The sequence below is a fragment of the Lysinibacillus sp. RC46 genome (genome assembly GCF_041262385.1).
Taxonomy (GTDB): domain Bacteria; phylum Bacillota; class Bacilli; order Bacillales_A; family Planococcaceae; genus Lysinibacillus.
In genome coordinates this window covers 19,224-45,328 of record NZ_JBGCCF010000034.1, presented here as the reverse complement: position 1 = coordinate 45,328, position 26,105 = coordinate 19,224, and the positions used below count along the sequence as shown (strand labels likewise).

Annotated in this window: 17 protein-coding genes and 2 pseudogenes; 15 read left to right on the top strand and 4 right to left on the bottom strand. The window is 37.5% G+C overall.

All coding sequences use genetic code 11. The features are described from left to right. Window positions 1–166 precede the first annotated feature (166 nt). A complete protein-coding gene (locus ABH966_RS22715) occupies window positions 167–1,153 on the top strand; it encodes a homoserine dehydrogenase (RefSeq protein WP_370082428.1) in 987 nt (328 codons plus the stop codon). A gap of 51 nt (window positions 1,154–1,204) precedes the next feature. Here ABH966_RS22715 and ABH966_RS22710 read toward each other — a convergent pair whose 3' ends face one another. Beyond that, window positions 1,205–1,435, bottom strand: a complete 231-nt coding sequence (locus ABH966_RS22710) for a MerR family transcriptional regulator (protein WP_049667308.1) — start codon at window positions 1,433–1,435, stop codon at window positions 1,205–1,207. A 655-nt stretch (window positions 1,436–2,090) separates the two neighbouring features. Between ABH966_RS22710 and ABH966_RS22705 the strand changes: the two genes are divergently transcribed. The 4 genes from ABH966_RS22705 to ABH966_RS22690 are packed head-to-tail and all read left to right on the top strand — an operon-like array spanning window position 2,091 to window position 5,389. Further along, window positions 2,091–2,783, top strand: coding sequence for a response regulator transcription factor (locus ABH966_RS22705; RefSeq protein ID WP_370082426.1), 693 nt, complete (start codon window positions 2,091–2,093; stop codon window positions 2,781–2,783). After that, a complete protein-coding gene (locus ABH966_RS22700; RefSeq protein ID WP_370082424.1) occupies window positions 2,761–2,916 on the top strand; it encodes a hypothetical protein in 156 nt (51 codons plus the stop codon). The genes ABH966_RS22705 and ABH966_RS22700 overlap by 23 nt, the downstream gene beginning before the upstream one ends. A gap of 15 nt (window positions 2,917–2,931) precedes the next feature. Further along, the gene (locus tag ABH966_RS22695) at window positions 2,932–5,127 is read left to right on the top strand and encodes a sensor histidine kinase (protein WP_370082422.1); all 2,196 of its coding nucleotides are present in this window, start codon (window positions 2,932–2,934) and stop codon (window positions 5,125–5,127) included. Between the two features lie 22 nt (window positions 5,128–5,149). Then, entirely contained in the window at window positions 5,150–5,389 is a 240-nt protein-coding gene (locus ABH966_RS22690) for a hypothetical protein (protein WP_370082420.1), read from the top strand. A gap of 128 nt (window positions 5,390–5,517) precedes the next feature. On the opposite strand, the gene ABH966_RS22685 is transcribed toward ABH966_RS22690, so the two are convergent. Continuing rightward, the gene (locus ABH966_RS22685) at window positions 5,518–6,666 is read right to left on the bottom strand and encodes an acyl-CoA dehydrogenase family protein (protein ID WP_370082418.1); all 1,149 of its coding nucleotides are present in this window, start codon (window positions 6,664–6,666) and stop codon (window positions 5,518–5,520) included. 426 nt (window positions 6,667–7,092) lie between these two features. Here ABH966_RS22685 and ABH966_RS22680 point away from each other — a divergent pair, with 426 nt between their 5' ends. From ABH966_RS22680 to ABH966_RS22665, 4 genes are all read left to right on the top strand, one after another. Continuing rightward, the gene (locus tag ABH966_RS22680) at window positions 7,093–8,172 is read left to right on the top strand and encodes a metallophosphoesterase (protein WP_370082416.1); all 1,080 of its coding nucleotides are present in this window, start codon (window positions 7,093–7,095) and stop codon (window positions 8,170–8,172) included. A 117-nt stretch (window positions 8,173–8,289) separates the two neighbouring features. Continuing rightward, on the top strand, window positions 8,290–9,123 hold the full coding sequence (locus ABH966_RS22675) for an undecaprenyl-diphosphate phosphatase (protein WP_370082414.1): 834 nt from the start codon (window positions 8,290–8,292) through the stop codon (window positions 9,121–9,123). Window positions 9,124–9,514: 391 nt separating this feature from the next. Then, window positions 9,515–10,816 carry a protoglobin domain-containing protein gene (locus ABH966_RS22670; RefSeq protein WP_370082412.1) on the top strand — a complete coding sequence of 434 codons (1,302 nt, stop codon included), beginning with the start codon at window positions 9,515–9,517 and terminating at the stop codon, window positions 10,814–10,816. A gap of 527 nt (window positions 10,817–11,343) precedes the next feature. Continuing rightward, a complete protein-coding gene (locus ABH966_RS22665) occupies window positions 11,344–12,306 on the top strand; it encodes a 2-hydroxyacid dehydrogenase (protein ID WP_370082410.1) in 963 nt (320 codons plus the stop codon). A 145-nt stretch (window positions 12,307–12,451) separates the two neighbouring features. Here the strand turns inward: ABH966_RS22665 and ABH966_RS22660 are convergent, their stop codons facing one another. Beyond that, window positions 12,452–13,252, bottom strand: coding sequence for a TIGR00266 family protein (locus ABH966_RS22660; RefSeq protein ID WP_370082408.1), 801 nt, complete (start codon window positions 13,250–13,252; stop codon window positions 12,452–12,454). Between the two features lie 484 nt (window positions 13,253–13,736). Between ABH966_RS22660 and ABH966_RS22655 the strand changes: the two genes are divergently transcribed. From ABH966_RS22655 to ABH966_RS22635, 6 genes and pseudogenes are all read left to right on the top strand, one after another. Beyond that, a complete protein-coding gene (locus ABH966_RS22655; protein WP_370082406.1) occupies window positions 13,737–15,215 on the top strand; it encodes an aldehyde dehydrogenase family protein in 1,479 nt (492 codons plus the stop codon). Window positions 15,216–15,241: 26 nt separating this feature from the next. Next, window positions 15,242–16,414 carry a saccharopine dehydrogenase family protein gene (locus tag ABH966_RS22650; RefSeq protein ID WP_370082404.1) on the top strand — a complete coding sequence of 391 codons (1,173 nt, stop codon included), beginning with the start codon at window positions 15,242–15,244 and terminating at the stop codon, window positions 16,412–16,414. A gap of 10 nt (window positions 16,415–16,424) precedes the next feature. Next, window positions 16,425–17,618, top strand: coding sequence for an acyl-CoA dehydrogenase family protein (locus ABH966_RS22645; protein ID WP_370082402.1), 1,194 nt, complete (start codon window positions 16,425–16,427; stop codon window positions 17,616–17,618). A gap of 416 nt (window positions 17,619–18,034) precedes the next feature. After that, window positions 18,035–20,920 (top strand): annotated as a pseudogene (locus tag ABH966_RS22640) (collagenase); the annotation flags it as partial. 69 nt (window positions 20,921–20,989) lie between these two features. Then, window positions 20,990–21,265, top strand: a pseudogene (locus ABH966_RS27085) (pre-peptidase C-terminal domain-containing protein); the annotation flags it as partial. A 238-nt stretch (window positions 21,266–21,503) separates the two neighbouring features. Then, entirely contained in the window at window positions 21,504–23,588 is a 2,085-nt protein-coding gene (locus tag ABH966_RS22635; protein WP_370082398.1) for a beta-propeller domain-containing protein, read from the top strand. A gap of 847 nt (window positions 23,589–24,435) precedes the next feature. Here the strand turns inward: ABH966_RS22635 and ABH966_RS22630 are convergent. After that, entirely contained in the window at window positions 24,436–25,845 is a 1,410-nt protein-coding gene (locus ABH966_RS22630) for a polysaccharide deacetylase family protein (protein ID WP_370082396.1), read from the bottom strand. Between the last annotated feature and the right edge of the window lie 260 nt (window positions 25,846–26,105).

Below are 26,105 nucleotides of genomic sequence, written 5' to 3'. Positions count from 1 at the left end.
CGAAAGTGAAACGCCATGACTAAATATCTGTTTGAAGACGAAGTGTTAGAAACACGGCAAACTGACCTGCTTTGTATAGTCGGCACACAATTCAAAATCTGTAAGAATTAAGCTGAGACGAAATAAATATAATGAAACTGCGGAATGTAAGTTGGAGGGAATAGGAATGGCAACTATAAAGGCAGCTATATTAGGATTTGGAACGGTAGGTCAAGGAATTTACCATATATTAAACGAAAAGCGTGAAGAGCTTAAAAATAAATTAGGAATTGAGCTAGAAGTAGCAAAAATTTTAGTTACAGACACTAGCCGTGAACGTGTACCAGGTACCGCGCATTTAATGACAACTAGTATGGATGAAGTCTTAGCAGAACCAGGTATGCAGGTTGTTTTTGAGGCAATCGTCAATGAGGAGCCAGCTTTTACTTATTTAAAGCGCGCTGTTGAACATAAATGTCATGTCATCACAGCTAACAAAGTAATGTTTGCAAAACGAGGCTTGGAGTTACAGGATCTTGCAAAAGCGAATGGTGTTTTTGTAGGATTTGAAGCAACGACCGCTGGCGGTGTACCAGTTATTAAAACGATGAAAAACATTTTGCTTGTCAATGAGGTTAGTCGTATTCAGGGTGTTTTAAATGGGACATCCAACTATATTTTAACGAAAATGCGTTCACAGGGCTGGTCGTTCGAAACTGCATTAAAAGAGGCGCAAAATTTAGGTTATGCGGAGGCAGATCCATTTAATGATATCTCAGGACAGGACGCCTTCAAAAAATTAATGATTTTAAGTGCTTTGGCATTTGGTGAACAACCAGACTGGTCTGACGTCGAAGTAGTCGGAATTGATAGCATTTCGGCAGAGCAAGTAAAAGAAGCGTGTGAAAAAGGCTTGCGTTATCGCCATGTAGCTGAGGTTGAGAAGCTAGCAGATGGTAAAGTGGTCGCGAAGGTTGGGCCACAATTAGTTGATAAAGAACATCCACTTTATCCAGTTGATGACGTCAATAATGCTGTGGCATTGGACACAAATTATATTGGCACATTAACGCTAATTGGACCAGGGGCAGGTATGTATCCAACAGCTAGTGTAATGGTTGAGGATTATGCGGAAATTATCGGTAAACGAGCTGGATTTGTCGTAACAATATAATAGATGCCTATCATTCAACAATGTTCTAATTGTTTGAATGATAGGCATTTTTTAATCCTCATCTTTAACATCAATATCCTCTGGAATAGGTGTATTCCGCCAAATCTCTATTTCCTCTTTAATACGATCTAACTGCTCAAAATAAGTGCTGAACTGCCCACTATTAATCAGTATTTGGTCCCCGTCGTATACTGAACGAATACGGCCCTCGTAAACTAGGCGAAGTACTTGATCTTCTGGCATACCAAGTTCGATGGCTGTTTCTTCAATTGTTTTATACATAAATTTCGCTCCTTTTATTGTTTTTATTATAACCTCCCTTTAATAGAAAGCCTACTATGGGTTAATAAATGAAAGAAAAAGGAAAATGGTAATTGTTTGATTTTGGATAAATCTGTATTATTAATGTTAATGAGTAGTGACGGTCGAGGGACAATAATGAAGATTAGCTAATACCATTTTGCCAAGTAAAATAAACTTTCTGAAATGGTCATGGGAATTGACAATTTTAGCTGCTGCTAGCATTGTGTTATTCAAGGTCTTTTTTTCTCATCAATTCGTCTTACAGGTGTAGTTATTGGAACCGCTGTAACGATTGGTAGCTCTCCTGTCTTTTGTGATGCTTTAGAATGAGTACTATGGAAATAACAGCCGATAAAGGTGTGGCGAATAGCAACTGTAATGGCAATTTGTTAATGAGGAAGGGGCTGTCCGTATGGGGGAATTGGACTAGCCCTTTCTACTGGTCTTTCCTTTGTAAATATATGTTGAAACATATGCCCTGTATATAAGTTGATTGGAGTGGGGCTTTAACTTCTTTCAGCGGATGTTTGGAAACCCCTGAAAGAATTAAAACCTTAAGAAATTCTTCATTTTTATAATAACTGGTTTTTAAGATTTAAAAGGTACACTATTAATTGAGAGCGAGGTGTATATCATGACGAAACTAACAGTTCTTGTAACAGACGATGATCAAGATATTCGTGATGGTATTGAGATCTATTTAAAGAATGAAGGTTACAATGTCATTAAAGCTGCTGACGGCTTAGAGGCACTCGAAAAATTAGAAAACAATGACGTACATTTAATTATTTTAGATATTATGATGCCAAATATGGATGGAATTACAGCGACGTTTAAAATTAGAGAAGAGCGCAATATTCCAATTATTATGCTTAGTGCAAAGGCGGAGGATGGCGACAAAATTCATGGTTTGTCTGTAGGCGCTGATGATTACGTCACAAAGCCTTTTCATCCGTTAGAGCTGTTGGCTCGAGTAAAATCTCAGCTACGACGTTATGTACAACTTGGGACGTACAATGAGGGAGCAGCAAAGGTAGAAATCGACGGACTTGTATTAGATGAAGATGCAAAGGAAGTCATTTTAGAAGGCGAGCCTGTTCGATTAACACCAATCGAATATAAGATTACGGAATTATTAATGAAAAATGCAGGGCGTGTATTTTCGATAAGAGAGATTTATGAGCGTGTGTGGAATGAGGAAGCTTACAATGCAGAAAATATTGTGGCTGTACACATTCGAAAAATACGTGAAAAAATCGAAGCAGATCCGAAAAATCCACGCTATTTAAAGGTGGTGTGGGGCGTTGGCTATAAAATGGAAAAATAAAATAGAGCAGTATGTTACAATCGCAGGGTTTGTAGCAGGGGTTATTGGACTAATTTATTTCGGTGTGTATGCCTATCAAATAGTAACTGCACGCTCTTCGGGAATGCTACAATTGCTTGAGAGAATTTTTTAGAGAGGAGTTAAAAGTATGTTAAAAAATTGGAAACCTCTTCTCGCTCTTATTTGTTTAATCTGGGTAATATTCGGTATATTTACGTTCTCTAATATCGGGTACCAATATATTGGGAAGTCGTATTTTCAATCTGAAAATTTCCAGGGTAAACTAGATAATTTTCAGTCAGAATTAGGACCATTAGTAATAAATTTACCGACGGCTGAAGATTTAAAAAGTAAAATCGTGGTTACGCAAAGCCAAATTGAGGAACATCGTAATTACTATGGATCATTAGGAGAACAGATAGATAATATTAAAGCTCAATATGAAGGACGTATTCAAGAAGCTGCTAATGTAAATGCAACGGAATTAAAAACAAAGCTTGAGAAAGAGCGAGATGCAACAATTAAAGATATTACGACTAATTTCGAGGATGATGAGCATGTCCGTAAAAAAATTCTGGCTCAAAAGGAAGAGCTTGTTGATCAATATATAAAGGCAGCAAAAGAAGAAGCAAAGAGTTTTGTGAAAAATAATAATTATTGGTCTTATGAATTAACGAACACTGAAACAGGCAAAACATATCGTTCAGGTGATGTTTCGGATAGTAGTGCGTTCAAAATTAAGTATAACGGACAACACCCATTAACTACTTGGAATATAAGTAATAATTTAAACCAATTTGTTTACCGAACTGATACCTACGTGGATATAGAGGATTTGAGGGAAACTTCTGATTACACTGGTATTATAACCATCTCAAAAAAATCGGCACAAGCAGTCGACATCTTGGAAGGATATGACCATTTTACACGCAATCAATACATGTTCTACTTTATATGGTTAACGAGTATTGTGGCAGCTATTTTTGCATGGAAAGGGCGTAAAGAAGTACTGCAAATGGTACGAGGTTTAAAGGAAAAAGAAGCTCTTGCAAAGATGAAAATTGATTACACAATTGGATTATTATTAATAAGCGCATTCATATATTTGATAGCATCTCAAATTGCTTTTGAATCGATTGAGTTTGTTTCTTATCAATCTAACTATGTACATTACTTAATTAGTTTGCTGTTTAAAATAGGTGTCTTAATCATTATTGCAATGCTGTTCTTTGTACAGCTTATTTGGTTGTATGATCGAGTGAATACAGCACAGAAATTAAAGGAGAACTTAAAAGCTAGCTATTTATGGTCACTTGGCGAATCAATCACGGATTTATTTATAAATCGTTCCATTGCATCACATTCTATTGTGATGATTGGGGCAGCATTTTTCGGTGGTGGAAGCCTTGTTGCTTCAATGCTAAGAGGCAGCGGATTCACCGTTCTAGTATTGGGCATCTGCGTAATAATCGGTATTCCAGCTATGATTCTCTTCCTTTCTAGAATGGGCTATTTAAATCGAATTATGAAGGACACAAAAGACATGGCAGAAGGGCGTTTAAATCGCGATGTCAAGGTAATGGGCAAATCACCACTCGCGGGGCATGCAGAAAATCTTAATCATTTAAGAGAAGGCGTACGCACATCTATGCATGAGCAGGCAAAAAGTGAGCGTTTAAAAACAGAGCTTATTACGAATGTTAGTCACGATTTACGCACGCCGTTAACATCTATTATTACGTATACAGATTTACTGAAAAATCCTGATATTACTGAGGAAGAGCGTAAGCAATACATTCATATCCTTGATAAAAAATCAGAACGTCTAAAATTATTGATTGAGGATCTTTTTGAAGTGTCTAAAATGGCGAGTGGTAATATGGAGCTTCATCGCACTCGAGTTGATTTAACCCAGCTTATACAACAAGCGGTAGGGGAGCATGAGGAAGATTTAGCACAGGCCCATTTAGATTTACGCCTGACAAAACCAAATGAGCCAATCTACGCGTATGTGGACGGACAAAAATGGTGGAGACTGATCGATAATTTAATCGTTAACGTATTGAAATATGCATTAGAAGGCACACGTGTCTATGTAACATTGAAGCGTACTGCTGAGGGCGATGCAGAATTCACAGTGAAGAATGTTGCAAAATATGAAATTAGCGAGAATGCCGATGAGTTATTTGAACGCTTTAAGCGAGCGGATGCTTCACGCCATACAGAGGGCTCAGGTCTAGGCTTAGCCATTGCACAATCCATTGTAGATTTGCATGGTGCTCGTATGAGTATAGAGGTAGACGGAGATTTATTTAAAGTAATCGTTCGAATTCCAACAGCATAGACAAAGAACAGCGGCAAACATTTTGCCGCTGTTCTTTTACTTTGAAAAACAACTTTGGCCGTTCTATCTGCGACTTAGCAGTTCTATCCACGACTTTGCCGGTTCTATCCGTCATTTCGGCTCTTTATTCCGTCGCTTAGGTTTCAATCCGTCATATCGACCCATCAATCCGTCGCTTAGGCAATTTCATCCGTCATTTCGGCCCTTTATTCCGTCGCTTAGGTTTCAATCCGTCATTTCGGCCCATCAATCCGTCGCTTAGGCAATTTCATCCGTCGTTTCAGCACTTCAATCCGTCGCTTAAGCTTTTTCATCCGTCGTTTCGGCTCATCAATCCGTCACTTCAACCCCTCGTTTTGCCGAAGAGCCATATTTTATTTAAATACTTAGTTATAAACCTAAATTCTTGGCTATAATCACTTTCATGACTTCATTGGTACCTGCATAAATGGACATGACAGGAATATCTCGATATCTTCTAGCAATCTTGTATTCCTCCATATAACCGTAGCCACCATGTAACTGCATGCACTGGACAGCAAGCTCACGTGCATTTTCCGTTATCCAGTATTTTGCCATTGAAACTTTTGTCACAACATCATTTCCTGCGATATGTTCCTCTATTAAAGATTCTAAAAATGATTTGCCAAGTTCAATTTTTGTCGCCATTTCAGCTATTTTAAATTGCGTGTTTTGGAAGTCACTAATTGACTTTCCAAAAGCTTCGCGTGATTTCACATAATCAATTGTTAAAGATAGCATGTCTTCAGCAGCGGCTTGTGCGGCGATGGCTACTGCTAAACGCTCTTGCTGCAGTTTTTCCATCATATAGATAAAGCCTTTACCTTCTTCGCCTAGGAGATTCTCTACTGGTACACGACAATCCTCAAAATATAGCTCGGCTGTGTCCTGCGCGTGCATGCCAACTTTTTCGAGTTTGCGACCTTTCGTGAAGCCCGGTGTACCGTCCTCAATGACAAGGAGGCTAATGCCACGATGCTTTTTTTCAGCCTGAGGATTTGTTTTTACGGCAACAACCGCTAAATTTGTATGAATACCATTTGTAATAAATGTTTTTTGTCCGTTGACGATATAGTGATCGCCATCACGAATAGCAGTAGTTTGGATGTTTGCCAAATCTGAACCTGTGCCTGGCTCCGTCATAGCAATTGCTGTAATATGTTCTCCTGTAACACATTTCGGTAGCCAGCGTGATTTTTGCTCATTTGAGCCGTATGCCTCAATATAAGGAACAACAATATCGTTATGTAGACCAACGCCAATAAGGCTCGAACCTACACGCTCAAGCTCTTCTTGAATAATAACGCCAAAACTAAAATCTAGTCCGAGGCCGCCGTATTGTTCTTCTACTTGAGGGCATAGATAGCCCATTTCTCCGAGCTTACGCCAAAACTCAAGTGGAATAAGATGATCTTTCTCCCAGTGTGGATAGTGTGGCTCAGCTTCTTCTGCTAAAAACTTACGTAAGGTTTTACGAAATAACTCATGCTCTGTTGATTCGAATTTATATTTTGCCATATGAACAACACCCCTTTTTTCTCCCGTACATGTGTAAATTTTTTCTTGCAATTATAATGTTACCTAAAGATTCAGAAAAATTAAAGTATATTATTCATAGATTTTTTACATAATCTTATAATCATAATGAATTGTAAGGAGCGGTCTTTCATAACATAATTTGATTTCATAGGCGCTTTCTTGAGGCGTCCGATGAGCGCTCAAAGGTCTCATCTGTAAACCAAAAGAGGTCTAATCATTTGCCCAGGTTACGATATTGTCACTTTCCTAATTAGATTGTCATGTAAATCATACAATTAAATTACAAGGGATATATACACTTAATATCATGAGCTGATTGCTTGTCCTTTTGCACTTACTTTCTATCAGAGAGTGTTAAGTATAATGCTATAATCAACTAAGACTATATGAAAGTAGGGAACTGAAATGCCTAAAGTAATTGGCGGAATTCTTTTATTAAGTATATATAGTACATTAACTTTTTACTTAGGATGGGGATTGAGACATTGGCTTGTGGCAATGGGATGGTTCCGTTATCCAATTTTATATTGGTTAGTGCTGTATATCATTGCGTTTAGTATTATGATTAGCAGATTGCATGAGTCTTTACGGGTGTTTTCAATTATCCATAATTACTGGATGTTTATTTTTGAATACGGATTACTACTTTGTTTGGCAGCCCACTTGATTCTTTGGCTAAGTCCTTTTAAAAGTGTACAGATAATAGGTGGTATTGCAGTTGCTATGTTTTTTGTACTAAGCATTGTAGGCACTTATTTAGCATATTCCCCTGTTGTCCGTCATTTAGAAATAACGATGGATAAAAAGAGTAGTGAGCTAGATTCGATGAGAGTTGTAGTTGCATCAGATTTTCATTTAGGGGTTCTTTCAAATAAAAGACATTTACAGCGCTTCGTTACTTTATCGAATGAAGCACAGCCGGACATCGTCTTTTTAGCTGGGGATATTGTGGATGATGATCCTAAATGGTTTGTTAAAGATGGAATGGCAGATGTGATGAAGCAATTAACATCTACATATGGAGTGTACGGTGTATTAGGCAATCACGAATACTATGGCAAGAAAATCCCAGAATTTATTAAAGAGATGGAAAACGCTAATGTAAAAGTTTTGTGTGATGAAACTATTAGAATCGATAATGTGATAGTATTAACGGGGCAAGAGGATATTACAAACAAGGATAGAAAGCAACTTGATGCATTGAAGACAGCAGATGACTTGCCTTGGTTTGTTATGAATCATACCCCAAATGATTTAAATACGCCTGCCAAAATGGGCGTAGACTTCCATATGTCAGGGCATACACATAAAGGTCAACTATGGCCTAATCAGTATATAACGGCTCGTGTATTTGAGCTCGACTATGGTTATAAAATGAAGGAAAAAATGCATACACTTGTTTCATCAGGTTTTGGCTTTTGGGGTCCCCCAATGCGAATAGGCAGCCGTTCCGAATTATGGGTTGTAGATATAAATTTTCGTTAGTTGGTAAGTTGCCCATGTCCCTCAGTCTACTCATAACTGAATGCTATAGTCATAGTATATGAAAAAGTGTATTTTATAATATGTTGGTATTTAATTAACAAAAGGTAAGGTGAAAACGTGGATATCATTGAATTATTAAAGGCGCTTATTTTAGGCTTTGTCGAGGGAATGACGGAGTTTGCGCCAGTTTCGTCGACAGGACATATGATTATTGTGGACGATATGTGGCTAAAGACAGAGGAGTTTTTAGGGAAGTATCCTGCCAATACATTTAAAATCGTTGTACAGCTAGGCTCCATTTTAGCGGTAGTCGTTGTTATGTGGAAACGAATGTTAAATTTAGTTGGACTTTATAAAATTGATGGCCAATCGAAATCAGTGAAAGGTCACTTCAACTTACTACATGTGATTGTGGGTATGTTGCCAGCAGTTATATTAGGTTTTGCGTTCAAAGATTTTATCGATGATCATTTATTTAAAGTAGAGCATGTTATTTATGCATTAGTAGCTGGAGCACTTTTAATGATTGCTGCCGATAAATTAGCACCGAAAAGACCGAAAGTGGATTCTCTAGATAAAATTTCTTATGGTTTAGCTTTTAAAGTAGGGTTAGTACAATGTTTATCACTTTGGCCAGGATTCTCCCGTTCAGGGGCAACGATATCTGGTGGTGTACTATTTGGCATGAGTCACCGCGTGGCGGCAGATTTTACTTTCATTATGGCAGTACCTATTATGGCGGGTGCTAGTTTAGTATCTGTACTGAAAAACTGGGATACGCTATCTATGGATTATTTTGGATTCTATGCAGTAGGCTTCATTAGCTCATTTATCTTTGCATTACTATCAATTAAATTCTTCTTAGCACTTATTTCAAAAGTGAAATTAATGCCATTTGCTATTTATCGTATAGTACTTGCTGCTGTACTAGCTATTATTATCTTTATGTAAATAATAAAGTCACTCTTCTATTACAGAATGAGTGGCTTTTTTTAACTTCTTTCAGCGGTGTACAAACATCCGTACCTGTCGCTACGCTTTCGGTACAAAAGACATCCGCTAAAATAGAGGAATATGACCGACATCGTGTCGGCCCTCATGCTAGCCAAAGCACAAAGCGGATTCCGGACTGCGCGAAAGCGGCAATTTTTCCGTGGTATAATTGCTCAAATTAAGAAGAAATACATGGTTATAAGTATTGTTCAGTATGATTTATTGCTTATTGCAAAACAGATTTTTTTACCTATATATTGTCATTACAGTTGTAAAGAACTTATAATTGAATTCAGAGAGTTTTTTGTTTTCGGATTATATTCGGTAGAATAGACATAGACACAACGGGGTGGATAAATTGTTTCAAATTGGAAATAAGTCTAAGAAGAATACAATTGAGATTACTGATGAATCAAGTATAGGGGTTATTATTCAAGATCAGGAACGTTTACTACAGTTAAATCTAGTAAATTTAACTAGAGAAGATTTGCGATTAATTAGAAGTTTAAAACCGTATATTGAACGAAATGTTGAAGAGGTAGTAGCAGCATTTTATCATGCGATTGAGAGTGTGCCAGCATTACGTGAGGTTATTGAAAAGTATAGCTCTAGTGAGAAGTTACGACAAACATTACGCCATCATATTATAGAAATGTTCGAAGGGCGTATAGACGATGCATTTTTGGAAAAGAGAAGGCGAGTAGCGAAAATGCATGTGAAGATTAACTTGTATCCTAAGTGGTATTTAGCAGCCTTTCAAAACCTTGAAAAATTTTTAAGAAAGATTGTTTATAAGCTTCAATTATCGAGGGACGAAGAAGAAAAGTTTTGTGATGCTATCAGTAAAATCTGTAATTTCGAACAACAGATTGTCTTAGAGGAATATGATAATTATGCTAATACATTAATGGAGAAGCAACAGGATAGTGTTCGAGCACATGTGAAGGAAATTATAGGTGGAATATCTACGCAGCTAGAAACTCAATCTCATAGTACCAATGAAACAGTAACCGAACTTGTTTATAACGCCAAGGAAGTGAATGAATACTTGAAGGAAAGTATCGATGAGGCAAAAATAATGCAAGAGGTATCGTCTGAAGGTTATTCTAAAATAATATTAATTAATGAGCAAACAGGAAAAGTTCATCATAAGACAGTTGAAATGTCGGGTATGGTGGAGCAATTAGATCATTCTTCCTCCAAAATTAATGCTGTTATTGAAATAGTAAAAAATATTTCTGGTCAAACAAATTTACTCGCGTTAAATTCGGCTATTGAGGCTGCACGAGCAGGAGAGCATGGAAAAGGCTTTGCGGTCGTGGCGAGCGAAGTTCGTAAGCTTGCAGACCAGACGAAAACTTCGGTTGAACAAATTGCGGATCTCATAACTATGTCTAATGGAATTACACAACAAGTTGTTCAAGCAATTCATGAGATTCAAGAACTGGTGAACAATAGTATCGAGCAAAATGAGGAATCTTTAAAAGCCTTCGATGCAATATCTGGCTCAGTAAACGGTTCTATCTCAAACTTCCAAAACGTCGGATTGAAAATAACGGAACTGGCAGAAATTATAGAAACGATTGGGGAATCTTCCGAGGAATTAAAACAAATTGCCAATCGATTAGATACAACAATTAGAGATTTTTAACGACTATGCATAAAGTCTGTGCATAGTTTTTTGATTATTACCATAGTGAGGGGTTGATTTCCGTTCCGGATGGGCGCTTTCCTGGGGGTGTCTGATGAGCCGCTTCGCTTCGCTTCGCTGCAGGGTCTCATCTGTGACACTAATCCCCGAGGAGTCGCCCATCCTCCACTCCAATCAACCTATTTACATGGCATACGTTTAACAAAATGTTATTCCTAACCATTTCATTAGAAACACTTGTATGGCTTATTACCATAGCGAGTTTCCGTTCACTGGGCGCTATCAACTTAGCCTCATGAACAAACCTTTTAAATAAAATGCCATCCACAACTGATAAGCCTAGTTTTATTTTTCATAAATAATAGGACAAAATCGCCTTTCTGAAGGATAAAACAATAAATAGAAGGATGAAGTTTGTAGAGTGATAGAAAGATAAAGCTTCAAATACGCAAAGATAAGAAATCCCTAGAAAATGAGCGTTCTAAGTGTTACGCTATAGGCGAATTGAATTGAGGGGTGTTCGGAATATGAAAAAGAAATTATTTATTACACGAAAGTTCCCAGCGCATATAGTTGAACCGTTGAAAGAGTATTATGATATCGAACAATGGGAGGAGGAGGAAATTGTTATACCACGGGAAAAACTATTGGCAGCTGTTGCAGATTGTGAAGTATTGTGGGTAACGCTTGCTGATCAAGTCGATGAAGAGTTATTATTACACGCACCCAATCTAAAACTCGTGACTAATTTAGCTGTTGGATACAATAATATTGATGTCAAAGCTTTGCGTAAGCGTGGAATAATGGCGACTAATACTCCGGGCGTTTTAACAAATACGACTGCAGATTTAGTGTGGGGATTATTGCTTGCGACTGCTCGAAGAATTCCGGAAAGTGAACGATATTTGCGTGAGGGTAAATGGAAAAGCTGGTATCCGATGCAATTAGTAGGTAAAGATGTTTCAGGATCCACTATAGGAATTATTGGTATGGGTCGTATTGGCCAAGCTGTTGCTAGACGAGCAAAAGGTTTTGATATGAAAATTTTATATAACAATCGTAGACGTCGCCATGAGGTGGAAGAAATGTATGGCTTTCAATATGTATCGTTGGAGGATCTTTTAAAACAATCGGATTTTGTTGTTATTATGACACCTTTTAACAATGATACGGTAGGACTTATAGGCGCAGAGGAACTAGCTTTGATGAAGGATGATGCGGTATTAATTAATGCATCACGTGGTGGCATTATCGATGAGAACGCACTTTATGAAACTTTAACAAGTGGTAAGCTGTGGGCAGCAGGGTTAGATGTCTTTGAGCAAGAGCCTATTGCGTTGGATCACCCATTGATGACACTTCCTAATGTTGTAGCACTTCCACATATCGGCAGTGCCTCGCTTCAAACTAGAACTGCAATGCTGATGCTGAACGTTAAAGAGCTTACCGCATATGGGCAAGGTAAGGCTGTAACGAATCGAATAGATTAATAACACCGAAGATAATAGAAGTAGGAATATCTTTTGCAATAAAGCCGCAAAGACTTTTTGTGTTAGGAATAAATGGTCTAAATCAGCTGTAATAAAAAAAGGGGCACATCGTAATTAGATGTGCTCCTTAAATAAATAGCGCCCATTATTTATTAAACATATCAAATAAACCGCCAATGCCACCTTCACCTTTAGATTGACCGCCACCGCCTTGAGAAATTGGTGCTGCAGCGAAGACGCGGCTTGCTAAACGGCTAAATGGTAATGATTGAATCCATACTTTACCCGGACCCTTTAAAGTAGCAAAGAAGATACCTTCACCGCCAAATAATGCAGTTTTTACGCCCTTGACCATCTCGATATCGTAATCTACATCAGATGTCATAGCAACTAAACAGCCTGTATCAACACGTAATACTTCACCGGGTGCTAGAGTCTTTTCGTGAATAGTGCCACCTGCATGTACAAAAGCCATGCCGTCTCCTTCAAGCTTTTGCATAATGAAGCCTTCACCACCAAAGAAGCCAACACCGATTTTTCTCTGGAATTCAACACCGATTGAAACTCCTTTAGCAGCAGCTAAAAATGCATCTTTTTGACAAATAATCTTTCCGTTCATTTGGCTTAAATCCATTGGAATAATCTTACCAGGGTATGGAGAAGCAAAATACACATGGCGTTTACCTGAACCAACGTTCGTAAATGTCGTCATAAATAAACTTTCACCTGTAATTAGACGTTTTCCAGCTCCAAATAATTTACCCATAAGACCACTTTCTAAGCTTCCTCTTGAACCATCGCCAAAGATCGTTTCCATATGGATAGAATCATCCATCATCATTAAAGCACCAGCTTCAGCTACTACTGTTTCTTGAGGGTCAAGCTCAACTTCCACATATTGCATATCGTCGCCATATAATTTGTAGTCAATTTCGTGATTATTCATAAAGGATTCCTCCAAAAAATATTTTGTTATTATATACGATTATAAGTTGTATTAGTTTCATCACATAATTAAATATCTTAGAAAAAAAGGGAATAAGATAGTAAATGTCGAATATAAAACACTAGAATAAGTATTTTTTATTTTCATTCAGCTGGAAATTTGTGATTGTTTTAACTTCTTTTAGTGGGTGTCAAACATCCTGCTAAAAGAAGTTAAAGCCTCCGGACGCAATTATGCCAAGGCATAATTGGTTGCTCACAAAAGATGACATCAATGTTCAGCTAAAGAAAATAAAGCCTCTGACAATTGTCACCGATGTTATTAATCCAAAAGGATGTTCTTTAGACATCTATATATTAAAAATTCGGAATTTTGACACATCTATTTCTATATACTATAGAGTAATAGATGATATCTGTCTGAAAGCAATGCAATTGGTAACAATGAGGCAGAGGCACAATAGATAGTTCAGGGGGTGTATGTAGTGGAAATTAAAAACTATATCGGCGGTGAATGGGTAACACATTCGCATTTACAAAGTATAGTAGTGACCAACCCTGCTAATGGGGAGCAGCTAGCTACAATACCGCTATCTACTGCAAGTGAGGTAGATGAAGCGGTAGCGGTTGCAAAAAATGCACAAAAAATCTGGGCATTAGTACCTGCACCTAAACGTGCTGACTATTTATATGCCATCGGTCAGAAAATGAAAGAAAAGAAGGAACATTTGGCGACCGTTTTAACAAAAGAGATGGGGAAGGTTATTGAAGAAGCTAGAGGTGAAGTACAGGAAGGGATCGACATGGCCTATTATATGGCTGGTGAAGGGCGACGGTTATTTGGAGAGACAACACCGTCAGAGCTAGCTAATAAATTTGCCATGAGTGTACGTGCACCTATTGGCGTTGTAGGTTTAATAACTCCGTGGAATTTCCCTGTAGCTATTGCTACTTGGAAGTCATTCCCTGCAATAGTTGCTGGCAATACGTTCATTTGGAAGCCGTCTAATGAGACACCAATGATGGCTTATGAAATGGGCAAAATTTTTGAAGAGGTTGGCTTACCAGGTGGGGTAGCAAATATCGTCTTTGGTTCAGGGCCAACAGTTGGAACAGCATTGATTGAACACCCAGACGTCAAGGTCATCTCATTTACCGGCTCTACAACAACAGGCAGTAAGGTAGCAGAGCTAGGTGGTAAACACCTGAAGAAGATTTCATTAGAGATGGGCGGGAAAAATGCAGTCATAGTTATGGATGATGCCGATTTACAGCTAGCCACTGAAGGCATTTTATGGAGTGCATTTGGCACTGCTGGACAAAGATGTACAGCATGTAGTCGCGTGATTGTGCATAAAGATGTAAGAGAAGAACTAGAAAAACGTCTATTAGACGAAATGCAAAAGCTAACAATTGGGGACGGTTTGGATGTAAGTGTGAAAATCGGACCTGTGATTAACAAAGCCGCATTGGAAAAGATTAATCACTATGTGCAAATCGGTAAACAAGAAGGGGCGACGTTGTTAGCTGGAGGTAGAATTTTATCTGAGCCTCCTTATGATAAAGGGGTTTATTATGAGCCTACACTATTTACCAACGTAAAGCCTGACATGATTATTGCACAGGAAGAAATCTTTGGTCCGGTCGTTTCTTTAATTGAAGTAGCAAGTTTGGATGAAGCAATCGAAGTAAACAATGGCGTAAAATTTGGCTTATCCAGTTCAATTTTCTCACAAGATGTGAATACGATTTTCCGCGCACAACGAGATTTAGATACAGGTATTGTTTATGTGAATGCTGGCACAACAGGTGCTGAAATCCATTTACCATTTGGCGGCACAAAAGGCACGGGGAACGGTCACCGCGACTCGGGTGTAGCTGCCTTAGATGTCTATACAGAATGGAAAAGTATTTATGTAGACTATAGCGGTAAATTACAAAGAGCACAAATCGATACAGAATAACAGATCAATGAAAGGGGATGTTCTTGATGAAAGTTGTTGTATTAGGTGCAGGTTTAATGGGGAAAGAGGTAGCTCGTGATTTAATAAAAAATAGCAATGTGGAACGTGTATTTTTAGGGGATATTGACGTGAATTTAGCGCAGAACTTTGTGGACTCGCTAAATACAGATAAGATTGAGGTTGTAGAGCTTCATGCTGAGCGCGATGACTCGTTAATGGAGGTTATCTCAAAAGGCAATGTAGTCGTTAATGCATTATTCTATTCCTTTAATGAGCGTGTGGCAAGAGCGGCAATCGCGGCTGGTGTCCATTCCGTGGATTTAGGTGGTCATATTGGCGGTGTAACAGAAAAAATATTAGATCTAGACGAAGAGGCAAAAGCAAAAGGTGTAACCATTATTCCGGACTTGGGTGTTGCCCCAGGTATGGTCAACATTTTAGCGGGCTACGGTGCTTCGAAATTAGATGAGGTAGAATCTATTAAACTATTTGTAGGCGGTATTCCAACAGAGCCGAAGCCACCTCTTCACTATACGCGAGTATTTTCTCTAGATGGTGTCTTTGATCATTACACAGAGCCATCAAAAGTGATTCTAAAAGGTAAACTTCAAGAAGTTCCGTCGTTATCAGGTGTTGAACCTATTTATTTCAAAGATTTTGGTGTGCTTGAGGCATTTTATACATCTGGCGGTATATCGACGTTGGATAAGACATTCCCAAATGTCCAAACACTAGAATATAAAACGATTCGTTATAAAGGACATGCTGAGAAGTTTAAGCTATTAGCAGATTTAGGATTCCTCGATGCTAGTAATAAAGTAGAGGTAGAAGATCAAGAAGTTTCTGTGCGCCCAGTTGTTCGTGAGGCACTTAAAAAGAAACTTGAGCTTGGTACAAAACCAGATGCAGTGCTGCTGCGCGTAATTGTAGCGGGTGAAAAAGCGCAACAACAAGTGACTTATGAGTTCGAAATGGTTGTGCGTAAAGATATGACGATTAATGAAACGGCTATGGCTCGGGCAACAGCAAATACAATTTCTGTCGTTGCTCAAATGATTGGGGAAAATAAAATTACAGAGCGCGGTGTATTTGCACCTGAATCAATTGTACCGGGCGATATTTATATTCAAGAGATGGCAAAACGTGGTGTTGTCATTAAGGAGACGTCTCACATATCTGCAATGATCGTGAAATGGTAGGTGCGTGGTCATGAATTTCGAATTTACCACCGAGCAGGAAATGTTACGTAAAACAGTACGACAGTTTGTGGATGCCGAGATTATTCCACATATTGCGAAGTGGGATGCAGAGGGTGGCTTCGATCCGAAGATTTGGTCAAGACTTGCTGAGCTTGGCTTAATGGGTGTTTGTGTACCAGAACAATACGGTGGCAGTGGGATGGATTACAATGCACTTGCCATCGTTTGTGAAGAACTTGAACGTGGAGATACAGCGTTTCGCACAGCTGTTTCCGTTCATACAGGCTTGAATAGCATGACTTTAATGCAATGGGGAACAGAGGCTCAAAAACAGCAATATCTTATTCCACAGGCAAAAGGAGTTCGGATTGGGGCATTTGGTTTAACAGAGCCCGGAGCAGGGTCAGATGTAGCTGCAATGTCTACCACCGCTGTAAGGGATGGAGATTTTTACGTGTTAAATGGACAGAAAACATGGATTTCCTTATGTGATCTAGCTGACCATTTTATCGTTTTTGCCTACACTGATAAATCGAAAAAACATCATGGCATTAGTGCATTTATCGTAGAGCGTTCCATGGCGGGCTTTACATCGAAGGCCATTAAAGGTAAATACGGTATTCGTGCTGGTAATACGGGCGAGCTCTTTTTCGAAAATCTACGTATACCTGCAGAGAATCGCCTTGGAGAAGAGGGAGAAGGCTTTAAAATTGCCATGTCTGCGTTAGATAATGGTCGTTTTACAGTAGCGGCAGGTGCTGTCGGTCTTATTCAAGCGTGTCTCGAGGCGAGTGTGAAATACTGTCATGAACGCGAAACATTTGGTAAACCTATTGGCGAGCACCAGCTAGTAGGGCAAATGATTGCCAAAATGGAAGCGGGCTATCAAATGAGTCGCCTACTTGTATATCGTGTTGGAGAGTTGAAAAACAAAGGTGTACGCAATACGCGAGAGACATCATTAGCAAAGTGGCAAGCTTGTGATTTTGCCAATAAAGCTGCGGATGATGCTGTCCAAATTCATGGAGCATATGGTTATTCGGATGAATATCCGGTCGCTCGTTATTTACGTAACTCGAAAGCACCGGTTATTTATGAAGGTACGCGGGAGATTCATACGATTATGCAGGCTGACTATGTATTAGGAAAACGCCAAGATAAGTCATTGACAAAAATGTTACCAAAATGGCCGTTTGAAGAGTAGGCGTTTTATCAAGACTTTATTGATTGATTCAAAGTTAATTAGACTTGTTTCTTTTAACTTCTTTCGGGGGTAGCACCTACAAAATGTAAAATTCATAAAGAAAAAGTCGATTTCCTAAACGTTAAAGGGATAATCGGCTTTTTACTGTTAAGTAGTCTGTAGTGGCCGCAGAGAGTCTAATTGATGCAGTTGCTTTCAAGTTAGGGATCCAAATTTCGGGTTCTTTTTTTATGTTAAAGAATGACTTTATGGTCTAAAATTGTGTCTTAGTGTTCAAATTATACAAGTAAATATTACTAAAAATTACAATTTATATTGCTTTATTCACATAATATGTTATTTTTAGATTGGTAATATAGTTCCAAATAATCAATGTATCACCATTGTTTAAAAGTAGTACTATAGGAGGATTTGTTATGAAAAAGAAATTAAAACTCAATCAAGTGTTAATTGGGGTAAGTACAATGGCACTGTCGTTTGGAGCATTACAAGCGGAAGTATCAGCAGCAGAAAAAACGCCTTATAATGTATTACAAATGAAGCCTGTTGGCATAGATACTCCGAAAGATGAAATTGCACATTCTACAACGGCTGATGAAACATTATCATTTGAAAAACGTTTGGAAATGGGAGATTTTTCGGAACACCCAGCTCCAACAATAAAACTTGTTGAAACGAAGCAATTGCAGGAAAAGTACTCGATGGAAGAGCTTAATAGAATGAGCAATAGTGAGTTAATTGATACGCTAGGAAATATTCGCTGGTATCAAATTACAGACCTATTCCAATTCAATGATGAAACAAAAGCTTTTTATCAAAACAAAGAACGCATGCAAGTTATCATCAATGAATTAGGGAAAAGAGGAAGTTCTTTTACGAAAGATGATTCAAAGGGTATTGAAACATTTGTTGAACTATTGCGTTCTGCTTTTTATGTTGGATTTTATAATAAGGAACTAGGGTATTTAAATGAGAGAAGTTTCCATGATAAGTGTTTACCAGCATTAAAGGAAATGGCTAAAAATCCGAATTTTGAACTTGGTACAGATGAGCAAGATAAAATAGTATCCGCCTATGGGAAATTAATAGGTAATGCTTCTAGTGATGCAGAAACAGTTCAGTATGCTGCGAAGATTTTAAAACAGTATAACGAAAATCTCTCTACATATGAAAGCGATTCTTTAAAAGGGCAAGCTATCTATGATTTAATGCATGGAATTGATTATGACTTGCAGTCGTATTTGCATGAGACAGGGAAAGAAGCTAATACGACGATGTGGTATGGAAAGATTGATAGTTTCATCAATGAAGTGAATAAGATTGCTCTTATACATAATGTTACAGATAGCAATAGTTGGTTAATCAATAATGGCATTTATTATGCAGGACGTTTAGGAGGATTCCATAGTAATCCGGATAAAGGTTTAGAAGTTGTTACACAAGCATTGCGTATGTATCCATATTTAAGTGAAGCTTATTTTGTGGCAGTAGAGCAACTTACTACAAATTATGGTGGAAAAGACTATAGTGGCAATACAGTAGATTTACAGAAAATGCGTGAAGAGGGAAAGAAGCAGTATTTACCGAAAACATATACTTTTGATAATGGATCGATTGTATTTAAGACGGGAGAAAACGTAACAGAAGACAAAATTCAAAGATTATACTGGGCTGCAAAAGAAGTAAAAGCACAATATCACCGTGTAATTGGGAATGATAAAGCATTAGAACCAGGTAATGCTGACGATGTATTAACAGTTGTAATTTATGACTCTCCAGATCAATATCGATTAAATCGTCAATTGTACGGGTATGAAACAAATAATGGTGGTATTTATATTGAAGAGAAGGGAACATTCTTTACATATGAACGTACATCGGAACAAAGTATTTATAGTTTAGAAGAGTTGTTCCGCCATGAATTTACACATTATTTACAGGGAAGATACGAGGTTCCTGGTTTATTCGGAACAGGAGATATGTATCAAAATGAACGGCTTACATGGTTCCAGGAAGGAAATGCAGAATTCTTTGCAGGATCAACACGTACAAATGATGTAGTTCCACGTAATAGTATTATTAGTGGATTATCATATGAACCATCACAACGCTACACCGCTGAACAAACAATGTTTGCAAAATATGGATCGTGGGATTTTTATAATTATTCATTTGCACTGCAATCTTATATGTATAATCATCAATTTGATACATTTGTTAAGATTCAAGATTTAATTCGTGCGAACGATGTGAAAAATTATGATGCGTATCGCGACGTATTAAGCAAAGATCCACAACTGAATTCGGAATACCAAGCGTATATGCAGCAATTGATTGATAATCAAGAAAAATACGAGGTGCCACAAGTATCAGAAGATTATTTAGTGAAACATGAACCAAAAGCGTTAAATGAAGTAGTACAAGAAATTGCCGATGTTGCTAACGTAAAAGATGCAAAAATTACAAAACATAAGTCTCAGTTTTTTAATACATTTACAGTCGAAGGTACGTATGTAGGTAGTGAAACAAAGGGTGAATCTAAAGACTGGAAAACGATGAGTGAACAAGTGAACCAAGTACTGGATCAACTATCGCAAAAAGAGTGGAGCGGCTATAAAACAGTGACAGCGTATTTTGTAAACTACCGTGTGAATGCAGCAAACCAGTTTGAATATGATATTGTTTTCCACGGCATTGCGACGGATGAAGGAGATCATCAAGCGCCTATTGTAAATATAAATGGTCCATATGCTGGAATCGAAAATGAAGAAATCCAGTTCAAGAGCGATGGTTCAAAAGATAAGGATGGAGAAATAGTTTCTTACCTTTGGGATTTTGGTGATGGAAAAACAAGTGAAGAGGCAAACCCTACTCATGTATTCGAAAAAGAAGGCACATATAATGTGACATTAACAGTGAAAAATAATAAGGGAATAGAAAGTAAGGATCATGCAATTGTAACTGTACTGAAAGGAGAACAAACAGAGAATAATCATCCAGAAGAAGCCAAGATAATTCCATTTAATACGCCCCTAAAAGGTAGTTTAATTGATGATAATGATACGGATGTATACACATTTGATGTTACGTCTCCGGAAGAAATAGATATTTCTGTCTTAAATGAAAATCAAATTGGAATGACATGGGTGCTTTATCATGAGTCAGATATGCAAAACTACGGATCATTTGGACAGGAAGATGGAAATAGTATAAAAGGTAAACTTACTGCAGAACCAGGAAAGTATTATTTATATATTTATAAATTTGATAATGAAAATGGGACATATACAGTAAATGTACAAAATGGAGCAAAAACAGATATAGAACCAAATAATAATCCAGAAGAAGCGGAAATGATTCCACTTAATATGCCCCTAAAAGGTAGTTTGATTGATGATGATCATACGGATGTATACACATTCGATGTTACGTATCCAAAAGAAATAGATATTTCTGTCGTAAATGAAAATCAAATCGGAATGACATGGGTGCTTCTTCATGAGTCTGATATGCAAAATTACGCATCCTATGGGCAGGAAGATGGAAATGTTATAAAAGGTAAATTTACTGCGAAACCAGGAAAGTATTATTTATATATTTATAAATTTGATAATGAAAACGGGACATATACAGTAAATGTACAATAATTATATTTTTAATTAGTAGAGGTTGATCTAATCTCTATAATGCAAACCATAATCAAGTGTCTAACCAAAAAAAAGAGCAACCGCTAACGTAGAATACATTAGCTGCTGCTCGTAATTATAAGCCGAGAGGGATTCACTTCCTCTCGTTTTTTTATTGAAGAAAAATTCGGAATAATGTAACTTTCCTATTCTTTAGTAGTCTAATTAATAAACGAAATTATGAAAGGTAGGTAAATTAATGAAAAAGAAGTGGATAGCAATTTTACTCATCACCGTACTAGCTATGTTGCCAGGAATTTTTATGCTGATGTCGACCCAAAAAGTAGAGGCGCAGACAGCGAGTGCGAGTATGACAACTCATAGCTGGCAAGTATCCTTTACTGAGGCGCTAAAAGAAAACGCGATAGCGAATGTGTTCGTAACAAATAGCAAAAATCAAAAGGTAGCAGCGACGGTAACAATGGGGGAAGATAAAAAGACAATGATCGTAAGCGATTTAGTACCTGGAAGCTATAAATTACATGTGAAAAAAGAAGCGTTTGTACTAGATGGGCCTAAAACAACATCGCAAGTAATAGCATTTACCATCATTGAAAAGCTTGAAGCTGTAAAATCAGAACAAGAACTACAACAATATTTCGAAACACTTTTAGCTAACTCACAAAAAGAACTGAATGAGGCAACCGTAGAATTGGCAAAGAGCGATGACAAGGCGAGTGCAGACAAATCCTCTACAACGAATAATCAAGTCGAAGGAGTGGAGGAAGGCGATATAGTTGTTGTCAAAGATGGCTTTATTTATGCTGTAAAAGATCAAGGCATTACTGTAGTAGATGCTAAAGATCCAAAAAATTTAAAGCTAGCGACAACAATCAAGCTGAAGGAGTCACAATATATTTCGAAGCTAGCATTATATGAAAATTTATTAATAGTGATTGGGGATGAATATTTAGAAAAAGTAGGCTCAAGCATGTCGACAGCTACTTTGTATGATATTTCAAACCCAAAGAATCCGAAGCTCATACGTGAAGTGGGGCAAGAGGGGTATTTACAAGATATTCGAATTACAAATGACACATTATATTTAATCGGTAATATGTATCCGAATTATTGGATGCTTAGAGAGCAAAAAACGCCGGATTTAAAACCGAAAACATTTGATAGTGTAGAAGGAAATGAGTACAAAAGTTTACCCCTAGAGAAAATTTCTATTTTACCAAATACAATGGATGGAACATATAGCTTAATTACAACTGTGGATTTAAAAAATGGTGCAAAGACAACTGCGAACACTAAGGGATACTTAGGAGGTAGTAGCGGGCTTTATATGTCGGAGAATGCACTTTATTTAACAACACCAATTTATGATGGAAATCCAGTACCTGCTACTGGTCGCATGATGGATATGATCTGGATGCCAAGAACAACTAATACACAAGTTTTTAAATGGAATGTTGATGGAACTGCCATGAATTTTGTGGGTACAACAGAAGTAAAAGGCTCAGTGTTAAATCAATACTCAATGGATGAGTATGAAGGCAATTTTCGTATCGTTACAACTGAAGGAAATGCGTGGGATGAACAAAAAATATCACGAAACCACCTATTTATTTTCGATAAAAATTTACAAGAGCTCGGTGCAGTAAAAGATTTAGCTCCTGGTGAAAAAGTGTATTCTGCACGCTTTATGGGCGAAAAAGCATATGTAGTAACATTTAAGCAAGTGGATCCGCTGTTTGTTATTGATGTCGCAAATCCAAAAAAGCCAACTGTGCTAGGTGAGCTAAAGATTCCAGGCTTTAGTAACTATTTGCATCCACTAGACGATACACATTTAATCGGCATCGGCTATGACACCGAGCAACGCTATGATGCATATTCGAAGCGTAATTTTACGGTCACAACTAATATGAAAATGTCATTGTTTGATGTTTCAGATTTCAAAAATCCAAAGGAACAATCAACAGTAAAAATCGGTGGAGAAGGCTCGTACTCCGAAGTCCAATACAATCCTAAAGCGCTATTCCGCAATAAAGAATACAATTACTTCGGTTTCCCAGTTGTCCTGTACGATGCAGGGAAGGGCGATGAAATCGTCTACAAAGGTCAAGGTGCACAAATCTATGAAATCACTTCAGATAAAGGAATCGTCCTAAAAGGAAATATTGTTAATAAAAGCACTGGCGATCAGTACGAAAATTGGGAACAGCGTGTACAAAGAGTAGTCTATATAGACGACGCTCTTTATACAGTAGCGAACAATGAAGTGAAGAGCTATCAGCTAACAGACTTCAAACCACTTGATACATTAACGATAAAATAAAAAGAAAGTCCAATAAACTCAAGGTGGAGTTTATTGGACTTTTCGCGTTGTTGAAAAACTATTATGTTAATGAAATTCAGGTGTCTTATAAAACAAGGCTCATCTGCACAGCGAGGGGCTAATTTCGTTCCTGCTAGGTGAGCCGCTTCACTTTACTGCAGGGTCTCGTCTGTGGCGCTGAAGAGAAACTGGAATTGTTCCGATAAAACGAGAAAATATTCCGATAAAATGAGGTTTTGTTCCGATAAATCTTCAAAGTATTCATATAAAAATGAATTCATCACAATAACGTATGGTCGCTTACTCACATGACAAACGTTTTTAATAAAATATCACCCAACTTATGAGTTTTATCGACATCTACCTTCCGAAGAGCAAAAAGGACAAAACTGTGTGTGAATCCTTTTACTTTATTATATCGCCTAGCTTCCACTCCGATTCTTATCCGCATGACATACGTTTTAACAAAATGACATCCAACTTTTTAGTTTATCACCCAACTTTTGAGTTTTATCTACTAACTTTCGCGTTTTATCTACTAACTTTTGAGTTTTATCTACTAACTTTCGCATTTTATCTACTAACTTTCACTTTTTATCGACATCCACCGCCTGAAGAAGCGACAGCAACAATGTTTAATATCTGTGCGAAAGCGAAGCGGCAGCAACAATGTTTAATATCTGTGCGAAAGCGAAGCGACAGCAACAATGGCGGAGGAAGCGGCTCGCGCTCGTCTCGCATAAAGTCGAGTAGCCAACCTCTCATTATGCCGAAGTTCATTGATGTAATAAGTTTTTCAACAAAAGAAAGTCCAATAAACTCAAGGTTTATTGGACTTTTTCTGTGGTTATTTTTGACGATATGGAAGAATTTCTGATACTGTCACGAATTCATAGCCTTGCCCTTGCAAATAAGCAAGCACGGAATCAAGACCATCGGCAGTCGATTGATGAATATCATGCATTAAGACAATGGCGTTATTGTGTAAATTATTTTTGACATTAGGTAGTAACTGTTGCGCATTGCGATACTTCCAATCTAATGTATCGATCGACCATAAAACAACAGGAATTGGAATTTGAGCGTTAATTGTATCGTTTGTTGCTCCATACGGTGGTCTAAATACAGTTGGCTTTTGATTAATAGCCTTTTCAATTTCCGCAACTGTAGATGTGTATTGATTTACTGCCGACTCTAGTGACAGTTTTGTTAATACAGGATGGTTCCATGAATGATTACCTATTTCATGTCCTCTTGCAAGAACGTCTCTAGCGATATCAGGATAATATTGTACACGGCTACCAAGCATAAAGAAGGTAGCTTTGGCATGATATTTATCGAGCGTATCTAAAATCTGTTCTGTTACCTTTGGATGTGGGCCATCATCAAAAGTTAAGGCAATACGCTTTTTGTTTGGATCTCCTGTATTAGTTGGCTTTACCGGCTTTTCCATAGCAATCTGGAAATCAGAAGCTAACAACGGATTGATAAGTGATAAAGGGAGCTTCACAATTGGTGAACCAGCTGCCCCGCTAGCAATCTCATACTCATCAAAATAGAATTGTACCGAATCATCAACTATAGCAAAGCGATTAAAGTTAGACCACTTTGGTTCAGTTGACTTTACTAAATCATCCTTGAAAAGCTCATCCTTTAACTTGAGATTTTGTTGTAAGTCGTTACGTACATGAGTAGCTAAGGCTGATAAGTTGTTTTTATCGTTGTTCAACAATGTTTTAATGGAAATTAGTTCACCAGTTTCATGATTGATGAAGAATGTTTTTGTTGAAACCTCTGGGTTGGCACCGCCTGTATACAACATTTTTGTTAGCACAAAGGAATAGTAATGCTTTTGATATGGGAAAGTCTCAAAACTAATATTAAGCTCACCCATTACCTCTTTATCTTTATTTTCTTTCATAGATGACAGATAGTTTTCCTTTGAATCCGTTATGTACTGTAATACAGCATCATTAAAAGCTTTATTATCTGTTTCTGGATAGTGAATAGCAAAAGGAGTTCGCTTATCATTAGAGACATCTGTTACAATACGTATGCCTGGAAACGCAGAGCTATCTGTGGATAGGTTACTCTTTATTGAATCTGAAGTTTTCTCCTCTTTAGAGGCACTAATTTTTTGAAACTTAAAGTCATCCTTTGATAGGATAATGACTAAAATAATAGTTGTTAATGTAATGATGAGGCCAATTAATAGGAAATCAATCATTGGGCCGCGTTTTTTTCTGCGTTCCGGCATTTTGGTGGATACGCTCCTTTCCTTATTTAATTTTCTATACTGCTTATAAAATCAGACGTGTTAGTCTTTGAAAAAGTTATACGAATCTATAAAGTTTTGCTATCAATTTATGGGAAACCCATCTTCATAAATAAATTACTCAATAGCTTACCATTTTCAGCATATGAAAGCCAAAGTACTTTGGTTAAAAGTTAAAAAATTTTTTAGTTGAGTTTTTATTTGCAGTTCGATACTATTGGCAAGGAACCTTTTAAAGGAGG